The organism is Streptomyces sp. SDr-06, assembly GCF_003324565.1.
Lineage (GTDB): Bacteria > Actinomycetota > Actinomycetes > Streptomycetales > Streptomycetaceae > Streptomyces.
In genome coordinates, this window is the sequence record NZ_QOLA01000002.1 from 136,250 (window position 1) to 156,590 (window position 20,341).

Annotated in this window: 19 protein-coding genes; 9 read left to right on the forward strand and 10 right to left on the reverse strand. The window is 71.5% G+C overall.

Annotated elements, in window-relative coordinates:
• The first annotated feature begins 268 nt into the window (after positions 1-268).
• Positions 269-1,300, forward strand: coding sequence for an ArsR/SmtB family transcription factor (locus DT019_RS04975; protein WP_114035410.1), 1,032 nt, complete (start codon positions 269-271; stop codon positions 1,298-1,300).
• Here the strand turns inward: DT019_RS04975 and DT019_RS04980 are convergent.
• From DT019_RS04980 to DT019_RS04995, 4 genes are all read right to left on the reverse strand, one after another.
• Positions 1,258-2,151: a carbohydrate ABC transporter permease gene (locus tag DT019_RS04980; RefSeq protein WP_114035411.1), complete on the reverse strand. Its 894-nt coding sequence runs from the start codon at positions 2,149-2,151 to the stop codon at positions 1,258-1,260. The two genes, DT019_RS04975 and DT019_RS04980, sit on opposite strands and share 43 nt — an antisense overlap.
• Positions 2,151-3,059: a carbohydrate ABC transporter permease gene (locus DT019_RS04985; protein WP_114035412.1), complete on the reverse strand. Its 909-nt coding sequence runs from the start codon at positions 3,057-3,059 to the stop codon at positions 2,151-2,153. The genes DT019_RS04980 and DT019_RS04985 overlap by 1 nt, the downstream gene beginning before the upstream one ends.
• Positions 3,060-3,064: 5 nt before the next feature.
• Positions 3,065-4,318, reverse strand: a complete 1,254-nt coding sequence (locus tag DT019_RS04990) for an ABC transporter substrate-binding protein (protein ID WP_189389183.1) — start codon at positions 4,316-4,318, stop codon at positions 3,065-3,067.
• A 147-nt stretch (positions 4,319-4,465) separates the two neighbouring features.
• Positions 4,466-6,331, reverse strand: coding sequence for an APC family permease (locus DT019_RS04995; protein WP_189389186.1), 1,866 nt, complete (start codon positions 6,329-6,331; stop codon positions 4,466-4,468).
• A 201-nt stretch (positions 6,332-6,532) separates the two neighbouring features.
• Here DT019_RS04995 and DT019_RS40125 point away from each other — a divergent pair, with 201 nt between their 5' ends.
• Together DT019_RS40125 and DT019_RS05005 are read left to right on the forward strand one after the other, a co-directional pair.
• Positions 6,533-7,372, forward strand: coding sequence for a group III truncated hemoglobin (locus tag DT019_RS40125; RefSeq protein ID WP_223279307.1), 840 nt, complete (start codon positions 6,533-6,535; stop codon positions 7,370-7,372).
• 133 nt (positions 7,373-7,505) lie between these two features.
• The gene (locus DT019_RS05005) at positions 7,506-7,910 is read left to right on the forward strand and encodes a VOC family protein (RefSeq protein ID WP_114035414.1); all 405 of its coding nucleotides are present in this window, start codon (positions 7,506-7,508) and stop codon (positions 7,908-7,910) included.
• A gap of 19 nt (positions 7,911-7,929) precedes the next feature.
• Here DT019_RS05005 and DT019_RS05010 read toward each other — a convergent pair whose 3' ends face one another.
• The 6 genes from DT019_RS05010 to DT019_RS05035 form a co-directional block, all read right to left on the reverse strand.
• Positions 7,930-8,853 (reverse strand): oxidoreductase, encoded by a 924-nt coding sequence (locus tag DT019_RS05010; protein ID WP_114035415.1) that lies wholly within the window; start codon positions 8,851-8,853, stop codon positions 7,930-7,932.
• A 57-nt stretch (positions 8,854-8,910) separates the two neighbouring features.
• A complete protein-coding gene (locus tag DT019_RS05015; protein ID WP_114035416.1) occupies positions 8,911-9,675 on the reverse strand; it encodes an SDR family NAD(P)-dependent oxidoreductase in 765 nt (254 codons plus the stop codon).
• Positions 9,676-9,782: 107 nt separating this feature from the next.
• On the reverse strand, positions 9,783-10,367 hold the full coding sequence (locus tag DT019_RS05020; protein WP_114035417.1) for a TetR/AcrR family transcriptional regulator: 585 nt from the start codon (positions 10,365-10,367) through the stop codon (positions 9,783-9,785).
• Between the two features lie 15 nt (positions 10,368-10,382).
• The gene (gene nirD / locus DT019_RS05025) at positions 10,383-10,709 is read right to left on the reverse strand and encodes a nitrite reductase small subunit NirD (protein ID WP_114036006.1); all 327 of its coding nucleotides are present in this window, start codon (positions 10,707-10,709) and stop codon (positions 10,383-10,385) included.
• 2 nt (positions 10,710-10,711) lie between these two features.
• The gene (nirB, locus tag DT019_RS05030) at positions 10,712-13,180 is read right to left on the reverse strand and encodes a nitrite reductase large subunit NirB (RefSeq protein WP_262985315.1); all 2,469 of its coding nucleotides are present in this window, start codon (positions 13,178-13,180) and stop codon (positions 10,712-10,714) included.
• A 46-nt stretch (positions 13,181-13,226) separates the two neighbouring features.
• Positions 13,227-14,399, reverse strand: coding sequence for an NAD(P)/FAD-dependent oxidoreductase (locus tag DT019_RS05035; RefSeq protein WP_114035419.1), 1,173 nt, complete (start codon positions 14,397-14,399; stop codon positions 13,227-13,229).
• Between the two features lie 384 nt (positions 14,400-14,783).
• Here DT019_RS05035 and DT019_RS05040 point away from each other — a divergent pair, with 384 nt between their 5' ends.
• The 6 genes from DT019_RS05040 (at position 14,784) to DT019_RS05060 (ending at position 20,313) form a co-directional block, all read left to right on the forward strand.
• Positions 14,784-15,344 carry a hypothetical protein gene (locus DT019_RS05040; RefSeq protein ID WP_114035420.1) on the forward strand — a complete coding sequence of 187 codons (561 nt, stop codon included), beginning with the start codon at positions 14,784-14,786 and terminating at the stop codon, positions 15,342-15,344.
• 24 nt (positions 15,345-15,368) lie between these two features.
• The gene (locus DT019_RS05045) at positions 15,369-16,667 is read left to right on the forward strand and encodes a sensor histidine kinase (RefSeq protein ID WP_114036007.1); all 1,299 of its coding nucleotides are present in this window, start codon (positions 15,369-15,371) and stop codon (positions 16,665-16,667) included.
• Positions 16,668-16,844: 177 nt separating this feature from the next.
• A complete protein-coding gene (locus DT019_RS05050) occupies positions 16,845-17,498 on the forward strand; it encodes a response regulator (protein WP_114035421.1) in 654 nt (217 codons plus the stop codon).
• A 225-nt stretch (positions 17,499-17,723) separates the two neighbouring features.
• Positions 17,724-19,199 (forward strand): ferric reductase-like transmembrane domain-containing protein, encoded by a 1,476-nt coding sequence (locus DT019_RS05055; RefSeq protein WP_223279308.1) that lies wholly within the window; start codon positions 17,724-17,726, stop codon positions 19,197-19,199.
• Positions 19,200-19,301: 102 nt separating this feature from the next.
• Entirely contained in the window at positions 19,302-19,496 is a 195-nt protein-coding gene (locus DT019_RS39085) for a hypothetical protein (protein WP_147267274.1), read from the forward strand.
• 37 nt (positions 19,497-19,533) lie between these two features.
• The gene (locus DT019_RS05060; protein WP_114035423.1) at positions 19,534-20,313 is read left to right on the forward strand and encodes a sulfite exporter TauE/SafE family protein; all 780 of its coding nucleotides are present in this window, start codon (positions 19,534-19,536) and stop codon (positions 20,311-20,313) included.
• The last annotated feature ends 28 nt before the right edge of the window (positions 20,314-20,341 follow it).

The window sequence follows — 20,341 nt, forward strand, 5'->3', positions numbered from 1 at the left end:
ACGGAGCCGCCACCTGTGCCCACCGCCGCCAGACACTGTGAAGCCCCCCACGGTCTTCGCAGAATCTTTCCGGTAGGCCCGGTGTCGTGCCCGACGAGGTACAGCTTTTCGTCCCTGGTGCCCCTTCCGCGAGGCCTTTCAACTGTGGCTGAAAGGCCCGTGGTCACGTGCAGTGACGGGAGGCATACTCAGTCGAGTCGGTCGGGGGATCAATTGCGGATGCAACACAACGCAACAGGTTGCAACACAGTGGACAGGTGGGGTTTCGGTGCTGCGCATTCATTTCACCGGCGAGGATCTGGCTCGGCTCCGTATGGCGCCGGGTCCCGACACGCTGTGGGAAACGATTCTCAGCTTTCACCGCTTAAGGGACCGGCGGGGCGCCTCCGTATTCGGTGAATGGCGACAGGAAACTCGTGGCCGTTTGAGCGGAGAAACGCGATTGCTCTCCGCGATCGTTCCGTGTCGGGGATATTTCCCCGACTTTCTCACGCCGCACCAGGGGCCGCATTCCCTCGATTCCGGTTTGGAGCGCATTCGGGAGACCGGGCCCCAGCGGCTGCACGCCGAACTCTCCCGGCTCCCCGGCGGCCGCCCGACCACCGGCTGGGCGGCCTCGCTCGCCGACGGCTGCACCGGCCAACTCGGCCGCCTCGCCGACGCGTTGGCCGCCTACCACCGGGCCGCCGTCTCCCCGTACTGGGCGCACATACAGACGCGCGTCGACGCCGACCGGGCGGCCCGCGGCCGGGCGCTGCTCGACGGCGGCGCCGGCGAACTCCTCGCCTCGCTGCCCCCGATGCTGCGCTGGCGCGACCCCGTCCTGGAGGCGGACTACCCGGTGGACCGCGAACTCCATCTGGACGGGCGGGGGTTGCTCCTTCAGCCCTCGTTCTTCTGCCGCCGCACCCCGGTCGCCCTGCAGAACCCGCAGCTGCCGCCGGTGCTCGTCTACCCGGTGACGCACACGCAGGCGCCGTACGAGTCGCCGCCGGGCCCCGACCGCGGCACCTCGCTCGGCCGGCTCGTCGGCCACACCCGCTCCAGCGTGCTCCAGTCCATCGGCAACGGCTGCACCACCAGCGAACTCGCCCGCAGGGCAGGCGTGTCGCTCGCCTCCGCCAGCCAGCACGCCGGGGTCCTGCGCGACGCCGGCCTCCTGGTCACGCTGCGCCACGGCAACTCCGTACTGCATACATTGACGCCGCTCGGCTCCGCGCTGCTGTGCGGCGGGACCCCGCGCGTGCCGCGGCCCCGTCAGTCGTCGATCCCCGAGCGCTCCACGCCGGCCACGATGTAGCGCTGGAGAAGCAGGAAGACCAGGACCAGCGGGACGATCGACACGGCCGCCGCCACGAACAGCTCGTGCAGGTTGACCACCTGGGCCGTGGTGAAGGTGGAGAGCGCCACCTGGACCGTCCAGGCGTCCCGGTCCTGGCCGATGACCAGCGGCCACAGAAAGGAATTCCAGGCGCCGATGAACACAATGGTGCCGACGGCCGCGAACACCGGGCGTGCATTGGGCACGACGATCCTCCAGTACGTACGCCAATATCCAAGTCCGTCGACCCGGGCCGCGTCCTCCAACTCCCGTGGAAATCCCGTGAAGAACTGGCGAAAGACGAAGCACGCGAACCCGGAGAACAGGGTCGGGACGATCAGGCCGCGCAAGCTCGACACCCAGCCGAGGGAGGAAACGAGAACGAAACTTGGTACGAACGTGACCGCCGCGGGAACCATCAGGGTGCCGATCACCGCGTAGAAGACCTGGTTGGCGAAGCGGTACGGGATGCGGGCGAGACCGTACCCGGCGAGCGAGGCGAACAGCAGGGTGCCCACCGTCGTGGCGACGGCGATCAGCGCCGAGTTGAGCAGCGAGCGGGCCATCGGGACCGCCGGATCGGCGAAGAGTTCGCGCACGTTCGACCAGTGCAGGGTGGACGGGAAGAACGTCCACCCGGGCGAGGTGATCTCCTGCTCGGTGGCGAGCCCGTTGCGGACCAGAAGGTAGAAGGGCACCAGGAACAGCAGGGCCAGCGCGGCCAGGAGCACCGCGCGCAGGGCGCGCCCGGCCCGGACGAGCGCCTCGTCGGGCCCGGTGCGGCGGGCGGCGGCCCTGCGGGGAGTGTCCGTCCTGCGGGGCGCGGTCATCAGTCGGCCTCCTTTCGGCCCAGGCCGAACCAGCGGGCCTGGAACACCGTCACCACGGCGATGATCAGCGCGAGGATCACCGCGCCCGCGCTGCCCATCCCGAGGTTCTGCCCCTGGCCGAGGGCGGTGTAGTAGAGGTAGACCAGCGGCGGGCGGGCGTAGGGCGGATAGCCGCGGGCGTCGGAGAGCAGGTTGTAGAACTCGTCGAACGCCTGGAAGGCGTTGATGACCAGGAGCAGCACCACCGCGATCGAGGTGGTGCGCAGCTGGGGGAAGGTGATGTGGCGGAACACCTGCCAGCCGGGCCGGGCGCCGTCGACCGCGGCCGCCTCGTACAGGCGCGGGCTGATCCGCTGGAGCCCGGCCAGGAAGAGGATCATGTAGAACCCGGCCTGCAACCACAGCCGTACGGTCCCGATGACCAGCCAGTACCAGGGCGGATGCGTCGTCGAGAGCCAGGCGGTCTGGTCGAGGCCGAACCAGCCGAGCACGGTGTTGGCGAGCCCGAACCGCACCCCGTTGAAGATCGACATCTTCCAGATCAGCGCGGCGACCACGTACGAACAGGCGGCGGGCAGGAAGAACACCGAGCGGTAGAAGGCCTGGAAGCGGCGGGTCCGGTTCACCAGCAGCGCGAGGACGAGCGCGAGGGCGTACGTCGCGGGCACGATGAACAGCGAGAACACCGCGAACGTGCCCAGGCTGGAGGTGAACGCGTCGTCCCGCAGCATCGCCGTGTAGTTGTCGAAGCCCACGAAGTCGGTCGGGGAGACCGTGTTGTGGGCGTCGAAGAAGCTCAGGTAGACGCTCCACAGCAGGGGGACGTAGGTGAAGAGGGCGAGCCCCGCCGCGAAGGGGCCGACGAAGATCCAGAACCAGAGGGTGTTGTCCGAAATGCGTCGTCGCATGGGTGTCAGCGCTTCTTCACCCGCTGAAGTTCGTCGTTGGTCTTTCGGATGACAGATTTCAACTCACTGTCAGGGCTGGCCCCGTCCTTGATGATCCGGTTCAGCGCGTCCTGGTAGGCGCTCTGGAGTGTCGGCGTCCACAGCAGCGGCTGCGCGTAGCCGTTCCGCGTCGCGTACGCCACCGCGTCGGCCGCGGCGCCCTGGCGCAGCTTGGCCGCCTTCTTGGCGAGCGAGAGCCGGGCCGGGATGTGGAAGCCGTAGGAGAGTGCGAAGTCCTCCTGGAAGTCGGTGCGTTCCACCCACAGCCACTTCACGTACGCCTTCGCCTCCGCCTGGTGCCTGGAGCGGGTGGACACGGCGGCGGCGTACGCGCCGACCGGCACCGAGGGCTTCCCGCTCGGGCCGTCCTTGGGGAAGGGCAGCACCCCGAAGTCGTCGCCGAGCGCCTTCTGCACGGCGGGCAGCGCCCACAGCCCCGACCACTGCATGGCGGTGAGGCCCTGGAGGAACGCGGACGGGTCCGACCAGTCGCTGGGCGCGCCGAGCAGCAGCGACTTGTCGGCGTACAGCTGGTGGAGCTTGCCGAGGACGCGGGCGGCGGCCGGGTCGTCGAAGCCCACTCCGCCGTCGGCGGTGACCAGGCTCAGCCCGGCCGCGTACAGCGGCGTACCGCCGAGGACGCCCGCGCCGCCGTCGTTGCCGAGGAAGAGGCCCTTGACCTTGTTCCGTGTCAACGCCTTCGCCGCGTCCACGAGTTCGTCGAGACTGGCGGGCGGTTGCACGCCCGCGTCCTTGAGGAGGCTCTTGCGGTAGTAGAGGAACTGCGTGTCGACGACCTGCGGGATGCCCCAGATCTTCCCGTCGTACGTCTTGGGCGCGAGCACGGCCGGGTTGAAGTCGTCCTGCACCCCGTCGAGCAGGGCGGTGAGGTCGGCGACCTGCCCGCCCTGGATCTGGTCCAGGGTCGGCCCGTTGACCTCGAAGACGTCCGGGCCGGAATCGGTGAGCAGGGCGGCCGCGGTCTGCTGGTCGTAGTTGCCGGGCCGCCACTGGACGGTCACCTTCGCCTTGTCGTACGCGGCGGCGTAGCGGCGGACGGCCGCCTCGGTCCCGGCCTCTCCGTACTGGTGGTACCAGTGGCCGAGCGTGGTCCTCCCGTCCGGTGAACTGCCCTTGTCCCGGCCGGTGTTCGAGCCGCATGCGGTGAGCAGGCCGAGTGCGGCCCCGGTGCCGAGAAGTGTCCGGCGGCTGATCGTCATGGCGTGCGCCCCCTGTTCGTCATCCCGCTGTACGGCTCAACGATCAACCATGCAGCGGGATTACGACAGCGTTATTGCGGCGATGTGTCAGCCGGGCCGGACGCGTCCGCGGGGATGGGTGCCCTCTGCCGGGCCTCCCCTCCGGCGTCAGGCGTCGAGGCGGGCGGCCGGCGGCCCGAGCCTGAAGCGCAGGCGGCAGATCACCGCGTCGGTGTCCTTGCGGACGGCGTGGGCGAGGACGGCACCCCGCTGGTTCTGCAGCACCCGCTGCCAGATGTGCGCCGGCTCCACCTCCGGTATGAGGACGGTGACCCGGGTGTGGGGGTGGTAGGCGTGGACGCGGCTCACATAGCCCGCGACGGGACGGCCGAGGCTGCGGTGCGGGGAGGACAGCTCGACCAGTTCGATCCCGGGGTTCCACAGTTCCCAGTCGCGGCGCAGCGACTCCGTCTCGCGGCGGTCCTCCTCGTCGGGGTGGCTGACCGTCACGGCCCGCACCTCGTCGCCCAGGGACACGGCCGCGTTGAGGGCCTCGCAGGTCAGCCGGGACAGGTGGGAGACCGGCACGATCACCAACGAGCGGTCGCGGCGCGGCGGTTCGGGCACCCGGCCGAGACCGAGACGCTCGGCGATCCGCCCGTAGGCGCGGTGCACGGCCTCGAAGGCGAGCACGAGCAGCGGCAGCGCGATGACGATCAGCCAGGCGCCCTCGGCGAACTTGGTGGCGGTCACCACGACCGCCGAGACTCCGGTGAGCAGGGCGCCGAAACCGTTGAGGAGGGCCTTCCACCGCCAGCCCGGGGAGCGCTCGCCGCGCCAGTGGATCACCATGCCGGTCTGGCAGATGGTGAAGCCGACGAAGACGCCGATCGCGAAGAGCGGGACCAGGGTGTTGGTGTCGCCGCCGGAGAAGACCAGCAGGGCCGCGGAGACGGCGGCGAGCGCGAGCACCCCGTGCCGGTGCACCTGCCGGTCGGCCTTGAGGCCGAAGACGTGCGGCAGGTAGTTGTCGCGGGCGAGCAGCGACATGAGGACGGGCAGCCCTCCGAAGGAGGTGTTCGCGGCGAGGGCCAGCAGGACGACGGTGGCGAACTGTACGACGTAGAAGGCCCAGTTGTGGCCCAGGGAGGCGTCCGCGAGCTGGGCGAGCACGGTCACGCCCTCGACCGGCTGGAGATGAAAGCGGCCGATGAGGACCGACAGGCCGACCAGCATGACGCCGAGCAGCGCGCCGAGCGCGACCTCGGTGCGCTGGGCGCGCTTGGCCGCCGGGGCGCGGAAGGACGGCACGGCGTTGGCGACGGCCTCGACACCGGTCAGCGCGGAACAGCCGGACGCGAAGGCCTTGAGCAGCAGCAGCGCGCCCACGCTCGTGGCGTTACCCGCGAGGACGGAGGCGTGCCCCTCGGCGGTGTACGTGGAGGCGGGCGCGGTGCGCAGGAGACCGGCGACGACGATCGCGAGGATGGAGGCGATGAAGACCGCGGTCGGGACGATGAACGCCTTCGCCGAGTCGACGATGCCGCGCAGGTTGACGGCGGTGACCAGGACGAGCACGCCGAGGCAGATGACCAGCCGGTCGCCGTAGAGCTCCGGGAAGGCCGAGGTCAGCGCGGCCACGCCCGCCGTGACGGACACGGCGACGTTCAGGACGTAGTCGAGGATCAGCGAGGCGGCCGCGACCAGGCCGGTGCGGGGGCCCAGATGACGGCGGGCCACCGCGTAGGACCCGCCGCCGTTGGGGAAGGCCGCGATGACCTGCCGGTAGGAGGCCACGAGCACCGCGAGCAGCCCGGCGATGGCCAGCGTCACGGGCAGCGTGAAGCCGAGCCCGTACGCACCGGCCGAGGCGAGCACCAGGACGATCGCCTCGGGGCCGTACGCCACGGAGGCCATCGCGTCGAGCGAGAGCGCGGCGAGACCCTGGGTGGCGGTGAGCCGGTGCCGGTCGGCCGCTCCGGGGGGTTCTTCGGGGGCCGCGTCGCTGACGGCGGCCTTCGACGTGGTGAGCATGCGCCCAGCGTGCGACCGCCGCCCCGGCCCGCCGCGCACCCTTGGCGCCCCCTTGTCGGAGGGCGCCCGCATCCATACGCCCTCTTGACGGGGGAGGCGCGCAGGCGCCCTTGGGCAGGCCGGGGTGCGGGCGGGCCAGCCGGGACACTGCCGGGACCTTCGGCACTGGAGGGACGCCGGTCGCGGGAGCACCGTGGACGCATGAGGCGAGACGAGACGACCGGCGGGAACCAGGGACAGCCCGGCCCGGGCATACCCGGCCGGACCGACACCCCCGGACCGAACGCCACGACGACATCGGCCGACCGCCCGGACGGGGCTGGTCACTCCGGTGACTTGCCTGGCGGAGCCGAACTCCTGGGCGGCGCTGGGCTCTCCTACGACTTGCCTGGCGGGGCCGATCCCTCCGGGCGACCCGGTACTCGGGGCGGAGCCGACCTCTCGGGCGCGGGCGGGGCGTCCGGCCGGGGCGACGTCTTCGGCCGGGCAGGCCTCCCCGGCGGAGCCGATCTCCCCGGCCGGGCCGACGCTCCCGGTGGCGGCGATCCCCGAGGCGGAGCAGGCCTCCCCGGTGGAGCCGAGTTCCCCCGCGCGGGCGGGGCGTCCGGTCGGGGTGACATCTTCCGCCGGGACGACCTCGACATCGTGCTGCGGCGGTTCTACTCGGCCGCCTTCCTCGACCCGCTCATCGGGCCCTACTTCGACGGTCTGGACCTCGACGTCCACCTGCCCCGCATCGGTGACTTCTGGGAACGCGCCCTGTTCCGTACGGCCGACTACCGGCGCGACGCGTTCGCGCCGCATGCCGCGCTGCACCTGGCCGCTCCTCTCACGGCCGAGCACTTTGGCCGGTGGGTGCAGCTCTGGCACGCCACCGTGGACGGTCGCCACCGGGGGCCCAACGCCGAGCGCGCCAAGGCACAGGGCGAGCGGATCGCGCTCGCGATGCTGCGCCGGCTGAACGGCCGCGACGCGGACACGCAGGGCGATGGCCCGGGCTTCATCCCCCTGGCGGCACTGACCCTGCGCGGCGCGGCCTGACCGCTCGCCCGCCCGCCGCCCCGGTCCGCACCCTGTCGGCGCCGAAAAAATAAACGCGGCACGACGATGAGTTTTCGTGCGGGCCGCCGTCTACCCCTCGTAAGCGACGCCACCACGTACGAGGGAGCACGACATGGCCACCATGATCTTCGTCAACCTGCCGGTGAAGGACCTGGAGCGCTCGAAGGACTTCTTCGGCAAGCTGGGGTACTCCTTCAACCCCCAGTTCACCGACGAGAACGCCGGCTGTCTGGTGATCAGCGACACGATCTACGCCATGCTGCTCACCGAGCCGTTCTTCAAGAACTTCACCAAGCGGCAGATCGCCGACACCGCGACGACCGTCGAGTCCATCGTCTGCCTGAGCGCGGACAGCCGCGCGGAGGTCGACCGGCTCGTCGACACCGCCCTCGCCTCCGGCGGCTCGCCCGCCCAGGAGACGATGGAGCAGGGGCCCATGTACGGCCGCTCCTTCCTGGACCCGGACGGGCACCACTGGGAGGTCATGTACATGGACCCGGCCGCGATCAACGCCTGACGCGTCCGACCCCCAGGCGTCAGGACATGTCGTACGTCACGCCGGTGAGCTGCTCCGAAGCCACCCAGAGCCGTTCACCGGCGACGTCGTTCAGCGTCCACTTCGCGCGCCAGGACTTGGCGGGTGCGCCGCGCCACATCATGAGGGACGGCCCCGTGAACGAGTCGGGCTGTACCCGGGGCGCGGTCGCCGCGTAGAGCGTGGGCAGCGCGCCCACCTCGGCGGGCTGAGCGATGATCCGGTTGCCGAGCTCGACGACCCGCTCGGCCGCCTTGCGGCCCTCCATGCGGACGGCCTGCGTCTGGAGGTTGGTCGCGGAGTAGCCGGGGTGCGCGGCCGCCGCCACGATGTCCGAGCCCGCCGCCCGCAGCCGACGCGCGAGTTCGTGGATGAAGAGCAGGTTCGCGGACTTGGAGCGTCCGTAGACGATCCAACGCCGGTAGCGGCGCTCGCTGTTCAGATCACCGATATCAATATTGGCCAGTGCGTGCATCCCACTGGACACGCTCACCACGCGCGCCGCATCGGCGGCCCGGAGCCGCGGCAGCAGCAGCCCGGTGAGCGCGAAGTGTCCGAGGTGGTTGACGCCGAACTGCCTCTCGAACCCGTCGGCGGTCTTCCCGTACGGGAGCGCCATCACACCCGCGTTGTTGACGAGCAGATCGAGCTGTTCGTGGGGGAACGTGGCGGCGAATTCCCGCACGGACGCCAGGTCGGCGAGGTCGAGCTGCCGGAACTCGACCTGCGCGTGCGGGACTTCACCTCTGATCCGGTCCTCGGCGTCCTTGCCGCGCACTTCGCTGCGGCAGGCGAGCACCACCCGTGCGCCACGGCGGGCCAGTTCCCGCGCCGTGACCAGACCGATGCCGCTGTTCGCCCCGGTGACGACGGCCGTACGGCCGCTCTGATCGGGGATGTCCTGAGCACTCCAGCCCTGAGTCATGCGTCCACCGTACTGGTGGGTATGCCCCGCGGGCCGGGTAGGGGAGGGACGCGCCGATCAGGCGGAGGCGCCGCCGTCGATGACGAGGTCCGCGCCGACGACCGAGGCGGCATCGGCCGAGGCCAGGTACAGCACGGCCGCCGCGACCTCCGCCGTGGTGGAGACCCGGCCGAGCGGCTGCTCCTCCTTCATGCGGGCCGCCCGGTCCGCCTCGGACTCGCCCGGGCGCAGCGACATCGTGGTGTCGACGGGGCCGGGGCTCACCGCGTTGATCCGCACCCCGTCCTGGATGTGGTCGAGGGCCGCGCCCCTGGTCAGCGTGCTGACCGCGGCCTTGGTCGTGGCGTACGCGGTCAGTCCGGGGCGGCGGCTGTGGGCGCCCTGGTTGGACGCGATGTTGACGATGGCGCCACCCGACTCCTGGGTACGCATCTGGGCGATCTCCGCCTGGAGCGCGTGGAGGACGCCGGTGATGTTGACGGATATCAGGGTCTGCCAGTCACTCTCTGACAGCTCACCGATGGGGGCGCCGCCCCGGAAGATCCCGGCATTGTTGACCGCCACGTCCAGGGAGCCGAAGCGCTCGACCACGTCGGCCACCAGGGCGCGGACGGCGGGGGACTCGGACACGTCGGCGGTGAAGGCGGCCGCCGTCCCGCCCGCCTCCGCGATCAGGGCCACCGTCTCGTCCAGGGTCGCCGCCGTGCGCCCGGCGACGGCGACGCGGGCCCCCTCGGCAGCGAAGGCGAGCGCGACGGCCCGGCCGAGCCCGGAACCGGCACCGGTGACGAGAACGGTCTTGTGCGCGAAACGAGCAGACATATTCTTGACCAATCGTTCTGTTATGGGAGCGTACGGAGGGCAGGCCTCGGGGCCCGGTTGTGCGGTGAGGCGGTTGGCCGGTGGGGAGTGACAGTCGAAAGAAGCGGTCAGTCGAGCACGGTCAGAATCTGCTCGGCCGCGTCCCTCACGCGGCCCGGATCGCCGGACGCCTTGCCGACGACCCGTACGCCCTGGAAGAAGACGAGCAGCATCCGGGCGAGCCCGCGCGGATCGCGGTCCGCCGCCAGCTCGCCCTGTGCCTGGGCCCGTACGAGCGCGGAGTGCAGCAGGGTCTCGACGTGCTCCCAGCTGAGCTCGACCCTCCGGGCCGCCGCGCTGTCGTGCGAGGCCAGTTCGGCGGCGGTGTTGGTGACGAAGCAGCCGCTCAGGCGGGAATCGCCCGCGCTCGACTCGGCGGCGAAGCGGCGCACGACCTCGCGCACGGCGGGCAGTGCGGGGCCGGGCTGTGACAGCTCGGCGAGCAGGATGGGGTCGCGGTGCTCGGCGTAACGGTCGAGCGCCTTCAGATACAGCTCGTGCTTGTTGCCGAACGTCGCGTAGATGCTGGCGCGGCCGATGCCGAGGTGCTCGACGAGGTCCGCCATCGACGTCGCCTCGTAGCCGCGCCGCCAGAACAGCTCCAGGGCTGACTGCAACGCGGCGTCCGGGTCGAATTCCTTGGTCCTGGCCACACCAGGACAGTAGAACTAACTGGAACGATCGGTCAAGTAAGTCTGAAGGGTCTGCGCCTCGTCGTCGAGGCAGACCCCGGTCTCCAGGTCGAAGCGGTGCTTGAGGAGCGGGGAGGCGACATAGGGGCGGCCGTCCGGCGTCGAGCCGAGCAGCCCGCGCGAGAGCACGTAGGCGCCGGTGAACGGGTCGCGGTTGTCGATCGCGTACGTACGGCCGCGCCGGTCGGTGAAGACGGCGGCCTGGCGGCCGTCGGGGAGCAGGGCCGCGACGCCACGACCGGGGGTGAGGCGGGCGGCCTCGCAGACCTCGAACCAGCCTTCGTCCAGCTGGAGTTGGATCATCGTCACCGCGTGGCTCCCAGGGTGAGGAGGGGAAGTTCGGGCTTGATCTGGTCGCGCTCGGGGACGAACCGGACCGAGGGGTCGGGCGCGCCGGGCGCGTTCACGAAGGACACGAAGCGGGCGAGCCGCTCGGGGTCGTCCAGGGTCTCGGCCCACTCGTCGCGGTAGCCCGCCACATGCGCCGCCATCAGGGCCTCCAGCTCGGCGCAGATGCCGAGCGAGTCGTTCACCACCACGTCCCTGATGTGGTCGAGACCGCCCTCGATCCGCTCCAGCCAGACCGACGTACGCTCCAGGCGGTCGGCGGTACGGATGTAGAACATCAGGAACCTGTCGATCAGACGGACAAGTTCGTCATCTGTCAGGTCCTGGGCCAGCAGATCGGCGTGGCGCGGACTGGCGCCGCCGTTGCCGCCGACGTACAGGTTCCAGCCGTTGGCCGTGGCGATCACCCCGAAGTCCTTCGACTGGGCCTCGGCGCACTCGCGGGCACAGCCGGAGACCGCCGACTTCAGCTTGTGCGGCGCGCGCAGGCCCCGGTAGCGCAGCTCCAGGCCGATCGCCATCCGCACCGAGTCCTGCACCCCGTACCGGCACCAGGTCTGCCCCACGCACGACTTGACCGTGCGCAGCGCCTTCCCGTACGCGTGCCCGGACTCGAATCCGGCGTCCACCAGCCTGGTCCAGATGGCGGGGAGTTGGTCGACGCGGGCGCCGAAGAGGTCGATGCGCTGGCCGCCGGTGATCTTCGTGTAGAGGCCGAAGTCCCGTGCCACCTCGCCGATCACGATGAGCTTGTCCGGGGTGATCTCACCGCCCGGGATGCGCGGCACGATCGAGTAGGAACCGTTGCGTTGCAGGTTGGCGAGGAAGTGGTCGTTGGTGTCCTGGAGGGCGGCCTGCTCCCCGTCCAGGATGTGCCCGTTTCCCAGGCCGGCCAGGATCGAGGCGACGGCCGGCTTGCAGATCTCGCAGCCCTCGCCGCCCCGGGCCGCCGCGCGGCCGTGCCCGTCGAGGAGTTCGGTGAAGGAGCTGAGGCGCAGTGCGAGGGTGATCTCGTACAGCTCCTGGCGGGTCTGCGCGAAGCAGCCGCACAGGCCGCCGTCCCCCGACTTCGGGAGCAGCATCCCGATGGTCTTGACGCAACTGCCGCAGCCCGTACCGGCCTTGGTGCACTTCTTGACCTCGGGCAGCGTGGCGCAGGCGGCGATCGCGCCCTTGGTGACGTTGTGGCAGGAGCAGATGACCGCGTCGTCCGGCAGCGCCTCGGGGCCGAGCGCGGCGGGCGCGCCGAGCCCGGCGGGCAGGACCAGCTGCTCGGGGGCGAGCGGCGGCACGTGCCCGGTGAGCGGGCGCAACATGCCGTACGCGTCCGCGTCGCCGACCAGGACGCCGCCGAGCAGCACCCCCTCGGACGAGACGACCAGCTTCTTGTAGATCCCGGAACGCGAGTCCGAGTAGACGACGTCCAGGCTGTCCTCGGCCGTGCCGTGCGCGTCGCCGAACGATGCCACATCGACGCCGAGCAGCTTCAGCTTCGTCGACAGGTCGGCCCCGGTGAAGACGCGTCCCGACCCGGCGGCGATGGCGTCGGCCGCGGTCTCCGCCATGTCGTACCCGGGCGCGACCAGGCCGTAGACGCGACCGTCCGAGGCGAGCGCGCACTCGCCGATCGCGAACACCGAGGGGTCGCTGGTGCGGCACTGTTCGTCGACGACGATGCCGCCGCGCTCGCCGACCGCGAGACCGCAGTCGCGGGCCAGCTGGTCGCGGGGACGGACACCGGCCGAGAAGACCACCAAGTCGGTCGACAGATGAGAACCGTCAGAAAGTGTCATTCCATGGACGCGTCCCTCCTCATCGGCGGTGATCTCCTGGGTGCCGACTCCCGTGTGCACGGTGAGTCCCATGTTCTCGATCGTGCGAAGGAGGGCGGCGCCTCCGCCCTCGTCGACCTGGACGGGCATCAGCCGGGGCGCGAACTCCACGATGTGCGTGTCCAGGCCGAGCCCGCGCAGCGCGCCCGCCGCCTCCAGGCCGAGCAGCCCGCCGCCGACCACCGCCCCCGTCGTCACGGTCTTGGCGTACCCCTCGATGGCCAGCAGGTCCTCGATGGTCCGGTAGACGAAGCAGCCGGGAACGTCCTTGCCGGGCACCGGCGGCACGAACGGATACGACCCGGTGGCCAGGACGAGCGTGTCGTACGCGAAGGTCCGGCCGGAGCGTGCGGTGACCGTGCGCGCGGCCCGGTCGACGGAGTCGGCGGGATCGTCCACGTACAGCTCTATTCCGTGCTGCCGCATGAAGCCGTCGGGTACGAGGGAGAGTTCGTCGGGCGTCCTTCCCTCGAAGTACGAGGTGAGGTGGACCCGGTCGTAGGCGGCGCGCGGTTCCTCGCAGAGCACGATCACCCGGGCGCGCGCGGTGGTGCCGCGCTCGGCGAGCGCCTCCAGGAAGCGCTGGCCGACCATGCCGTGGCCGACGACCACGATCGTGGAAAGGTGTTCGGTGGACACGTCAGGAACCTCCGTCGTGGGTGAGCAGGTGAAGCAGGGGCGTGTCCGGCAGGGGCTCGTCCCCCTCCCAGGTCCGGGCGAGCGCCCCGACCGCGCCGAGGTCGCCGAGGAGCACGCCCCCGACCAGGCGGTCGCCGCGCACGACGACCTTGCGGTAGGCGCCCCGGGTCGCGTCCGCGAGGTGGGCCACGTCGTCGCCGGGGCGTGGCGTGGGCTCGCCGAACGCGGCGAGGTCGAGAGGGCGCGGGCCGCCGAGCGTGAGCCGGGTCAGACCGCGCGTCCCGGTGTAGGAACCGCGCCCGGTGCTCAGCAACGCGCCCAGCGCGTCGGCCTGTTCGAGCGCCGGGCCCGCGAGCCCGTACACCGTTCCGCGGTGCTCGGCGCAGTCCCCGACGGCATGGATGTACGGGTCCGAGGTGCGCAGCTCGTCGTCGACGACCACGCCCTGACGGACGTCGAGCCCGGCGGCCAGCGCCAGAGCGGTCCGGGGCCGGACCCCGGTCGCCAGGACGACGAGCTCGGCGCCCAAGACGAAGCCGTCGGCAAGCTCGACGTCGGTGCCGGCCGGCCCGGTGAGCCCGCGCACCCGGCACTCGGTGTGCACCTCCACCCCGAGGAATTCGAGATGGGCCCGGACCAATTGAGACGCGGCTGCGTCGAGTTGACGCTCCATCAGGCGCTCGCCCTGCTGGGCGAGGACGACCTGGGCGCCGCACTCGGCGAGCGCCCGCGCGGCCATCACGCCGAGCAGCCCGCCGCCGATGACCACCGCACGGGTGCCCGCCCGGGCCCTCTCGCGCAGGGCGAGCGCGTCGTCAAGGGTGCGGAAGGGATGCACGCCGTCGGGCAGCCGGTCGCCGCGCAGGCCCCTGAGCGGCGGCAGCACCGGGTTCGAACCGGTCGCGAGCACCAGGCGCCCGTACGGGACGGCGGCGCCGTCGTCGCAGTGCACCAGCCGGGCCGCGCGGTCGATCCGCACCGCCCGCACGCCCCGCCGCACCGGAACCGGGGGCAGCGAGATCACCTCCGGCCCGTACCGTCCTGCGAGCACCTCCGCGAGGAGCACCCGGTTGTACGGTGCGTGGGTCTCCTCGCCGATGACGGTCACCGGGACATGCCGGGCCAGACGGGCACCCGCTGTGCCGCCGCCGATCACCACGATGTCCGAACTCATGCGCCCAGCGTGCGCGGCGGCTGTTACCCGGCCGCATCCCGCCGATTTCGACGGGGGAACCTTGAGCTCAGCGGGGCGGGGGGTGGGGTGTGAGGGGGCGCGGGTGTGACGGGGCGGGTGTGAGGGGGTGGGGTAAACCGAACCATGAAGTTCCGTGCTGGCACGATCGAAACGGCGGGCCCCGGACGGGAGCCTTGACGCATGGACCTCGCACAGCGGCACCCCGCTCCCACGTCGGCCCGCGCTCACACCGGCCCGGCCCGCCCACTCTCCGGCCCGTCCCGCCCGCACGCGGACTCCAGCCACCCTCTCTCGGCCTCGGCCGATCCTCTCGCGGGCCCGGGCGTCACCGATCGGCACGCCACACACCGTCGGCCTCCCCGCGTGAGCTGGAAAGGCATCCTGCGGGAGCCGTTCCGGGCTCGGACCTGGCTGCGACTCGCCCATCTCCTGCTGGCGCTGCCCATCGGCATCCTGTGCGTCCCGATAGCCCTGGTCGGTGGGCCGGCGGGCCGGATCCAGCGGGGGCTCGCCCGCACGTTGCTGGGCCTGGAGGTGGCGCCTCCGAGCCGCACCGGGCCGTCGGCGCTGGCTCATGCGGTGATCAGCCTGCCGCTCAACCTGGTGGCGCTCACGGTGTCGGGCTACTTCTGGACGGTCGTGGTCATGAACCTGGCCTATCCGCTCAGGCCGGACAGCGACCCGAGCCAGGCGTGGGGCGGCCCCACGATGGCGGGCGCGTGGGCGGTGCACGGCATAGGCGGCGGGGTGACCTTCCTGCTCCTCACGCCCTGGGTGATGAAGGGCTTCACCCTGCTCCAGGCCCGCCTGATCAAGGGTTTCCTCGGCGCCGACCGCACGGGGCTGTTCCGGGCCACGTGGCCGGCCCTCCTGGTTACCGCGGTCTGCGCGCTCCTGTCCGTGCCGGTGATCCACCAGCTCTGATCAGCGGCTCTAGGGTTGTTCGTCATGCACCGCCTGCGCCTTCCGGGCTCCTTGGAGTTTCCCTACCGGCGGGACCGGCTCCGTCCGGTCGCCCGCGCCGCGCTCTACTCGCTCATCGCGCTGCCCCTCGCCCTGACGGGCCTGGTTCTGGTCGTGGGGGTCCTGCTGATCGGCGCGGTGCTCTCGTGGACGACGCTGGGTCTGTGGCTCATCGCGGCGGCCGTCCGCGGGGCCCTGCTCCTCGGCGACCTCCAACGAGCGCTGGCCCACCGCCTGTTGGGGATCGAGATCGACCCTCCGGTACGGACGGAGACGAGCGGGGTGTTCGACTGGCGGCGCTCGGTGCTGGGCGGCAGACCCGGATGGCGGGCGGTCGGCTGCGCCCTGGCCGCCCCGCTGACGGCCCTGCTGGCCCTGGGCTCCGTATACATCGGCTATGTGCACGGAGTGCTGCTGACGCTGTATCCGCTGCTCAAGCGCTGGAACTACTTCACGATCCGGGAGCCCGACGGTTCCGTACGGCATGTGGGAATGGTGGTGGGAGGGGTGGAGCTCGACAGCTGGCCGCGGTGGCTGCTGCCCTTCACCGTCGGACTGCTGCTCCTGTACGCCGCGCCGTGGCTGGTCCGCCACGCGCTCGTTCCGCACCGGCTGCTCCTCACCGCACTGCTCGGGCCGGACCGGACGGACCAGCGCATCCGCACCCTGGAGGAGACCCGCGCCCAGGCCGTCGACGACGCGGCGGCCACCCTGCGCCGCATCGAACGGGACCTCCACGACGGGACCCAGGCCCGCCTGGTGGGCCTGGGCATGCACCTCACGATGATCCGCGAGCTGGTCGCGGGCGGCGCGGAGCAGGACCGGATCCTGAAGGTCGTCGAGACCGCTCAGGGCAACGCCAAGAAGGCCGTCGCCGACCTGCGCCATCTGGTGAAGGGCATCCACCCGCCCGTGCTGGACCAGGGCCTGGAGGCGGCGCTCGCCACCCTGGCCGCGGACAGCGCGCTGCCCGTCCGGGTGAGCTGCGGAATCGAGGGCAGACCGAGCCCGGCCGTCGAATCCATCGCCTACTTCTGCACGGCGGAGCTGCTGGCCAACGCGGCGAAGCACAGCGGGGCTTCGGAGGTGACGGTCACGGTCTACGGGGCGGCGAAGATGCTGCTGCTCACCGTCCAGGACAACGGGCGCGGGGGAGCGGTGGTCGGCGCGGGCAGCGGACTGGCCGGGCTGCGGGCCCGGGTACGTACGGTCGACGGCTCGCTGACCTGCGACAGCCCACCCGGAGGGCCTACGGTGATGAGCGTGCTGATGCCCTTCAGATGAGCAGGCACCCAGCAGGAGGGACACTGAAACACTGGGCCTGGAACACCGGACCCTGTACGTCAGCCCCTGCACATGGGCCCCTGTACACGGACCTATGCAGACGCACCCATGCAGAGGGGCCCATGCTCACCGGCCTGCACCGGCCTTTGACTACGGAAGAACAGGACGGGTCATGTGATGCGCGTCGTCATCGCCGAGGATTCCTCCATCCTGCGCGACGGACTCGTTCAGCTTCTGGGGATGCGGGGGGTGGAGGTGGCGGCCGCGGTCGGGGACGCGGAGGCGCTGCTGGCGGCGGTTGCCGAACACCGGCCGGACGCGGCGGTGGTGGACATCCGGCTGCCGCCGACGCAGACCGATGAGGGACTGCGGGCCGCGGTGCAGATCCGGCGTACGGCGCCGGGTACCGGGGTGCTGATCTTCTCGCAGTACGTGGAGACCAAGTACGCGGCGCAGTTGATCGGGGACGGTGGGGCGGGGGTCGGCTATCTGCTCAAGGAACGCGTCGTGGACATCGGGGAGTTCGTGAACGCGCTGGAGCGGGTGGCGGCGGGCGGCACCGCGCTCGACCCGGAGGTGGTGGCCCAGCTGTTCGGCGCGAGCCGACGGGCGGCGGCGCTCGACGCGCTCACCCCGCGCGAGCGGGAGGTGCTCGGGCTGATGGCGGAGGGCCGCACCAACCACGCCATCGCGGAAGGGTTCGGGGTGTCGGAGCGGGCGGTCGAGAAACACATCGCGAACATCTTCGCCAAACTGGACCTCCCACCCTCGGAGTCGGGCCACCGGAGGGTGCTGGCCGTGCTGCGGTACCTGGACCGGCAAGCGAGCTGACCCAGGTCGGTTGGTTCGGCGCACCGGCGCGGGGGCGCTGCCTCGGTCGGGCGGCCGTACCCGGGGGCGGCTGCCTCGGGTCGGGCGGGTGTACTGGCAAGGCGGCCCGCCTCGGGTCGGGTCGGCTTAATCGGTGGTCAGCCCATCCTCAAGGGCGCCTTAAGGATCCCGGATTCGCCTCTGACCAGGGGCTTTCGGGGGCCGCGCCGACCTAGGCTGCCCGGCGTGACGATCGAGGCCACCGACCCGCAGCTTGCCGCGTATCCAGCTCTGTCCGCCAACCTGGCGCACCAGTCGAGCCAGCCGCACCAGCCGACCCGCTCCCACGTGCCGCCCCCGTCCCATGTCCAGGTGGGCCCGGGCGGTGCTGGTCCGGGGGCCGGTGGGGTGCGGGTGTTGCGGGTTAGGCCGGGGGTCGTGCGGGGCGGGATCGTGGCCGGGGCCGGAGGGGTGAGCCTGCTGTGGGGTGTTCAGGCCAGGCCGTCGGCGCGCCTGGACGCGTTGTTCGGGAGCGGGGCCCATCTGTCCGGGCTGCTCGCCGGTTACGGGATCCTGGTGATGCTGCTGCTGATGGCACGGGTCCCCGCGATCGAGCACGGGGTCGGCGCCGACCGCCTCGCCCGGTGGCACTCGTTCGGTGGTCGGTACGTCCTGGGTCTCGTCGGTGCCCACCTGGGGCTCGCGCTGTGCGGGTACGCCGCGCACAGCGGTACCGACCTGGTGAGCGCGACCGTCCAACTGCTCGGCTACGGGGGCGTCCTGGCCGCCGCTCTCGGCACGTTCGCGCTCGTGGCGGCCGGGGTCAGTTCGGCGCGGGCCGCCCGTGCGCGGTTGCCGCAGGAGACCTGGCGGGCCCTGCACTTCCTCACCTATCTCGGTGCCGCGCTCGCCTTCGCGCACCAACTGGTCGGTCCCGATGTGTCGGGCAGCCCGGTGGTGGTGTGGGCCTGGGCGATGCTGCACGCCACCGTCGCCGTGCTGATCGTCTGGTACCGGGGTGTCGTGCCCGTACGGCAGGCGCTGCGGCACGCCCTCCATGTCGTCGAGGTGCGTGACGAGAGCCCCGATGTGGTCTCGGTGGTCATGCGCGGCACGGGCCTCGACGCGCTGCGCGCCGAACCCGGGCAGTTCCTGCGCTGGCGGTTCATGCGGCGCAGGCTCTGGTACACCTCCTTGCCGTTCTCGCTGTCCGCGCCGGTGCGGGACGACACCGTACGGATCACCGTCAAGGCGCTCGGTGTCCACAGTCGGCGGATCCGGCGGCTGCGTCCCGGCACCCGCGTCCTGGCCACCGGGCCGTTCGGGGCGATGACCGCCCACCGCCGCACCCGCCGCAAGGTGCTGCTCCTGGCCGGGGGCGTCGGCATCACGCCCATGCGGGTCCTGTTCGAGACGCTGCCCGCCGCACCCGGCGACCTCACCCTGCTCTACCGGGCGAGCAACGCCGCCCAGTTGGTGCTGCGGGACGAGCTGGAGGCCATCGCCGCCCAGCGGCAAGCCGCGTTGCACTACCTGCTCGGCCCCTCGGACGCGTCCTTCGACCCGCTCGCGCCCCAGGCACTGCGCAACCTCGTCCCCGCCCTCGCCGAGCACGACGTCTACCTGTGCGGGCCCGGCCCCATGGCGCAGGCCGCGACCGCCTCGCTGATCAAGGCGGGGGTTCCCGAAGAGCACATCCACACCGAGCAGTTCGGGTTCTGAATCCCGCGGGACCGCCCGGCTCGCCGACGGATACGGGCCGTGGCCCCCGCGGAGACAAGCCCCCGACCACCCCGCCCCGCCGAAACGAGGAATCGCAGAGTCATGGCCCGTCACCGCAAGTGCGCCGCCCCTGTTCCGCTCGACCGTGCCAGGCGTCGGCTCGCCGTGGGGCTCACCGCGGCCAGCGCGCTCGCGGCCACCTTCCTCGCCGTCACCGTCACCCCGGCCGCGCCGCCCGCCCCCGACCGGACCCCGGCCAAGGGAAGCTCTGATCTAGCTCAGGCATCCGGAAAGTAATGGACGCTCCGCGCCGCTGCTCCTTAAAGTCGCGATCATGCCTGACATATCGCTGACCATGCTGATCGTGCTCTGCCTCGCCGCGGGCGCGGCCGGCTGGATCGACGCGGTGGTCGGCGGTGGCGGACTGCTCATGCTGCCCGCCCTGCTGCTCGGTCTGCCGCATGTGCCCGCGGCGCACGTCCTCGGCACCAACAAGGCGGTCGCCATCGTGGGCACCTCCGGCGCGGCGGTCACCTATGTGCGCAGGGCGCCGGTGCGGGTGAGGACGGCGGTGCGGATCGGACTCGCGGCGCTCGCGGGGTCGATGGTCGGCGCGTTCTTCGCGGCGGGCATCAGCAGCGCCGTTCTGCGGCCGGTCATCCTGGTGGTGCTGCTCGGCGTGGCCGGGTTCGTGATGTTCAAGCCCGCGTTCGGCACCGGGCCCAGCGGTCAGCCGGTCACCCGGGCCCGTACGGTCACCGCGATCGTGCTGGTGGGCGGTGGCATCGGCCTCTACGACGGACTCTTCGGCCCCGGTACCGGCACCTTCCTGGTCCTCGCCCTCACCGCCGTGCTGCATCTCGACCTGGTGACCGCGAGCGCCACCGCCAAGATCGTGAACGTCTGCACCAACGCGGGCGCGCTCGCCATGTTCGCCTATCAGGGCAACGTCATGTGGCAACTGGCCGCCCTCATGGCCGTGTTCAACCTCGCGGGCGGCATGATCGGCGCGCGTATGGCCCTGCGCAAGGGCAGCGAGTTCGTCCGCGGTGTGCTGCTGGTAGTGGTCTTCTCCCTGGTCGCGAAGCTCGCCTTCGACCAGTGGAACGCCTAGCCGCGCTCCAACGGAGCAGCCGCGCGCA

Excerpts from the sequence above, each read along its gene's own strand:
- nirB (WP_262985315.1), bottom strand. The coding sequence starts at position 13,180 with ATGGTCGGCCAGCGCTTCCTGGAGGCGCTCGCCGAGCGCGGCACCACC.
- DT019_RS04980 (WP_114035411.1), bottom strand. The coding sequence starts at position 2,151 with ATGACCGCGCCCCGCAGGACGGACACTCCCCGCAGGGCCGCCGCCCGC.
- nirD (WP_114036006.1), bottom strand. The coding sequence starts at position 10,709 with ATGATCCAACTCCAGCTGGACGAAGGCTGGTTCGAGGTCTGCGAGGCC.
- DT019_RS05060 (WP_114035423.1), top strand. The coding sequence starts at position 19,534 with ATGCCTGACATATCGCTGACCATGCTGATCGTGCTCTGCCTCGCCGCG.
- DT019_RS39085 (WP_147267274.1), top strand. The coding sequence starts at position 19,302 with ATGGCCCGTCACCGCAAGTGCGCCGCCCCTGTTCCGCTCGACCGTGCC.
- DT019_RS04985 (WP_114035412.1), bottom strand. The coding sequence starts at position 3,059 with ATGCGACGACGCATTTCGGACAACACCCTCTGGTTCTGGATCTTCGTC.
- DT019_RS05050 (WP_114035421.1), top strand. The coding sequence starts at position 16,845 with ATGCGCGTCGTCATCGCCGAGGATTCCTCCATCCTGCGCGACGGACTC.
- DT019_RS04995 (WP_189389186.1), bottom strand. The coding sequence starts at position 6,331 with ATGCTCACCACGTCGAAGGCCGCCGTCAGCGACGCGGCCCCCGAAGAA.
- DT019_RS05010 (WP_114035415.1), bottom strand. The coding sequence starts at position 8,853 with ATGACTCAGGGCTGGAGTGCTCAGGACATCCCCGATCAGAGCGGCCGT.
- DT019_RS05035 (WP_114035419.1), bottom strand. The coding sequence starts at position 14,399 with ATGAGTTCGGACATCGTGGTGATCGGCGGCGGCACAGCGGGTGCCCGT.
- DT019_RS04990 (WP_189389183.1), bottom strand. The coding sequence starts at position 4,318 with ATGACGATCAGCCGCCGGACACTTCTCGGCACCGGGGCCGCACTCGGC.
- DT019_RS05005 (WP_114035414.1), top strand. The coding sequence starts at position 7,506 with ATGGCCACCATGATCTTCGTCAACCTGCCGGTGAAGGACCTGGAGCGC.
- DT019_RS05015 (WP_114035416.1), bottom strand. The coding sequence starts at position 9,675 with ATGTCTGCTCGTTTCGCGCACAAGACCGTTCTCGTCACCGGTGCCGGT.
- DT019_RS05045 (WP_114036007.1), top strand. The coding sequence starts at position 15,369 with ATGCACCGCCTGCGCCTTCCGGGCTCCTTGGAGTTTCCCTACCGGCGG.
- DT019_RS40125 (WP_223279307.1), top strand. The coding sequence starts at position 6,533 with ATGAGGCGAGACGAGACGACCGGCGGGAACCAGGGACAGCCCGGCCCG.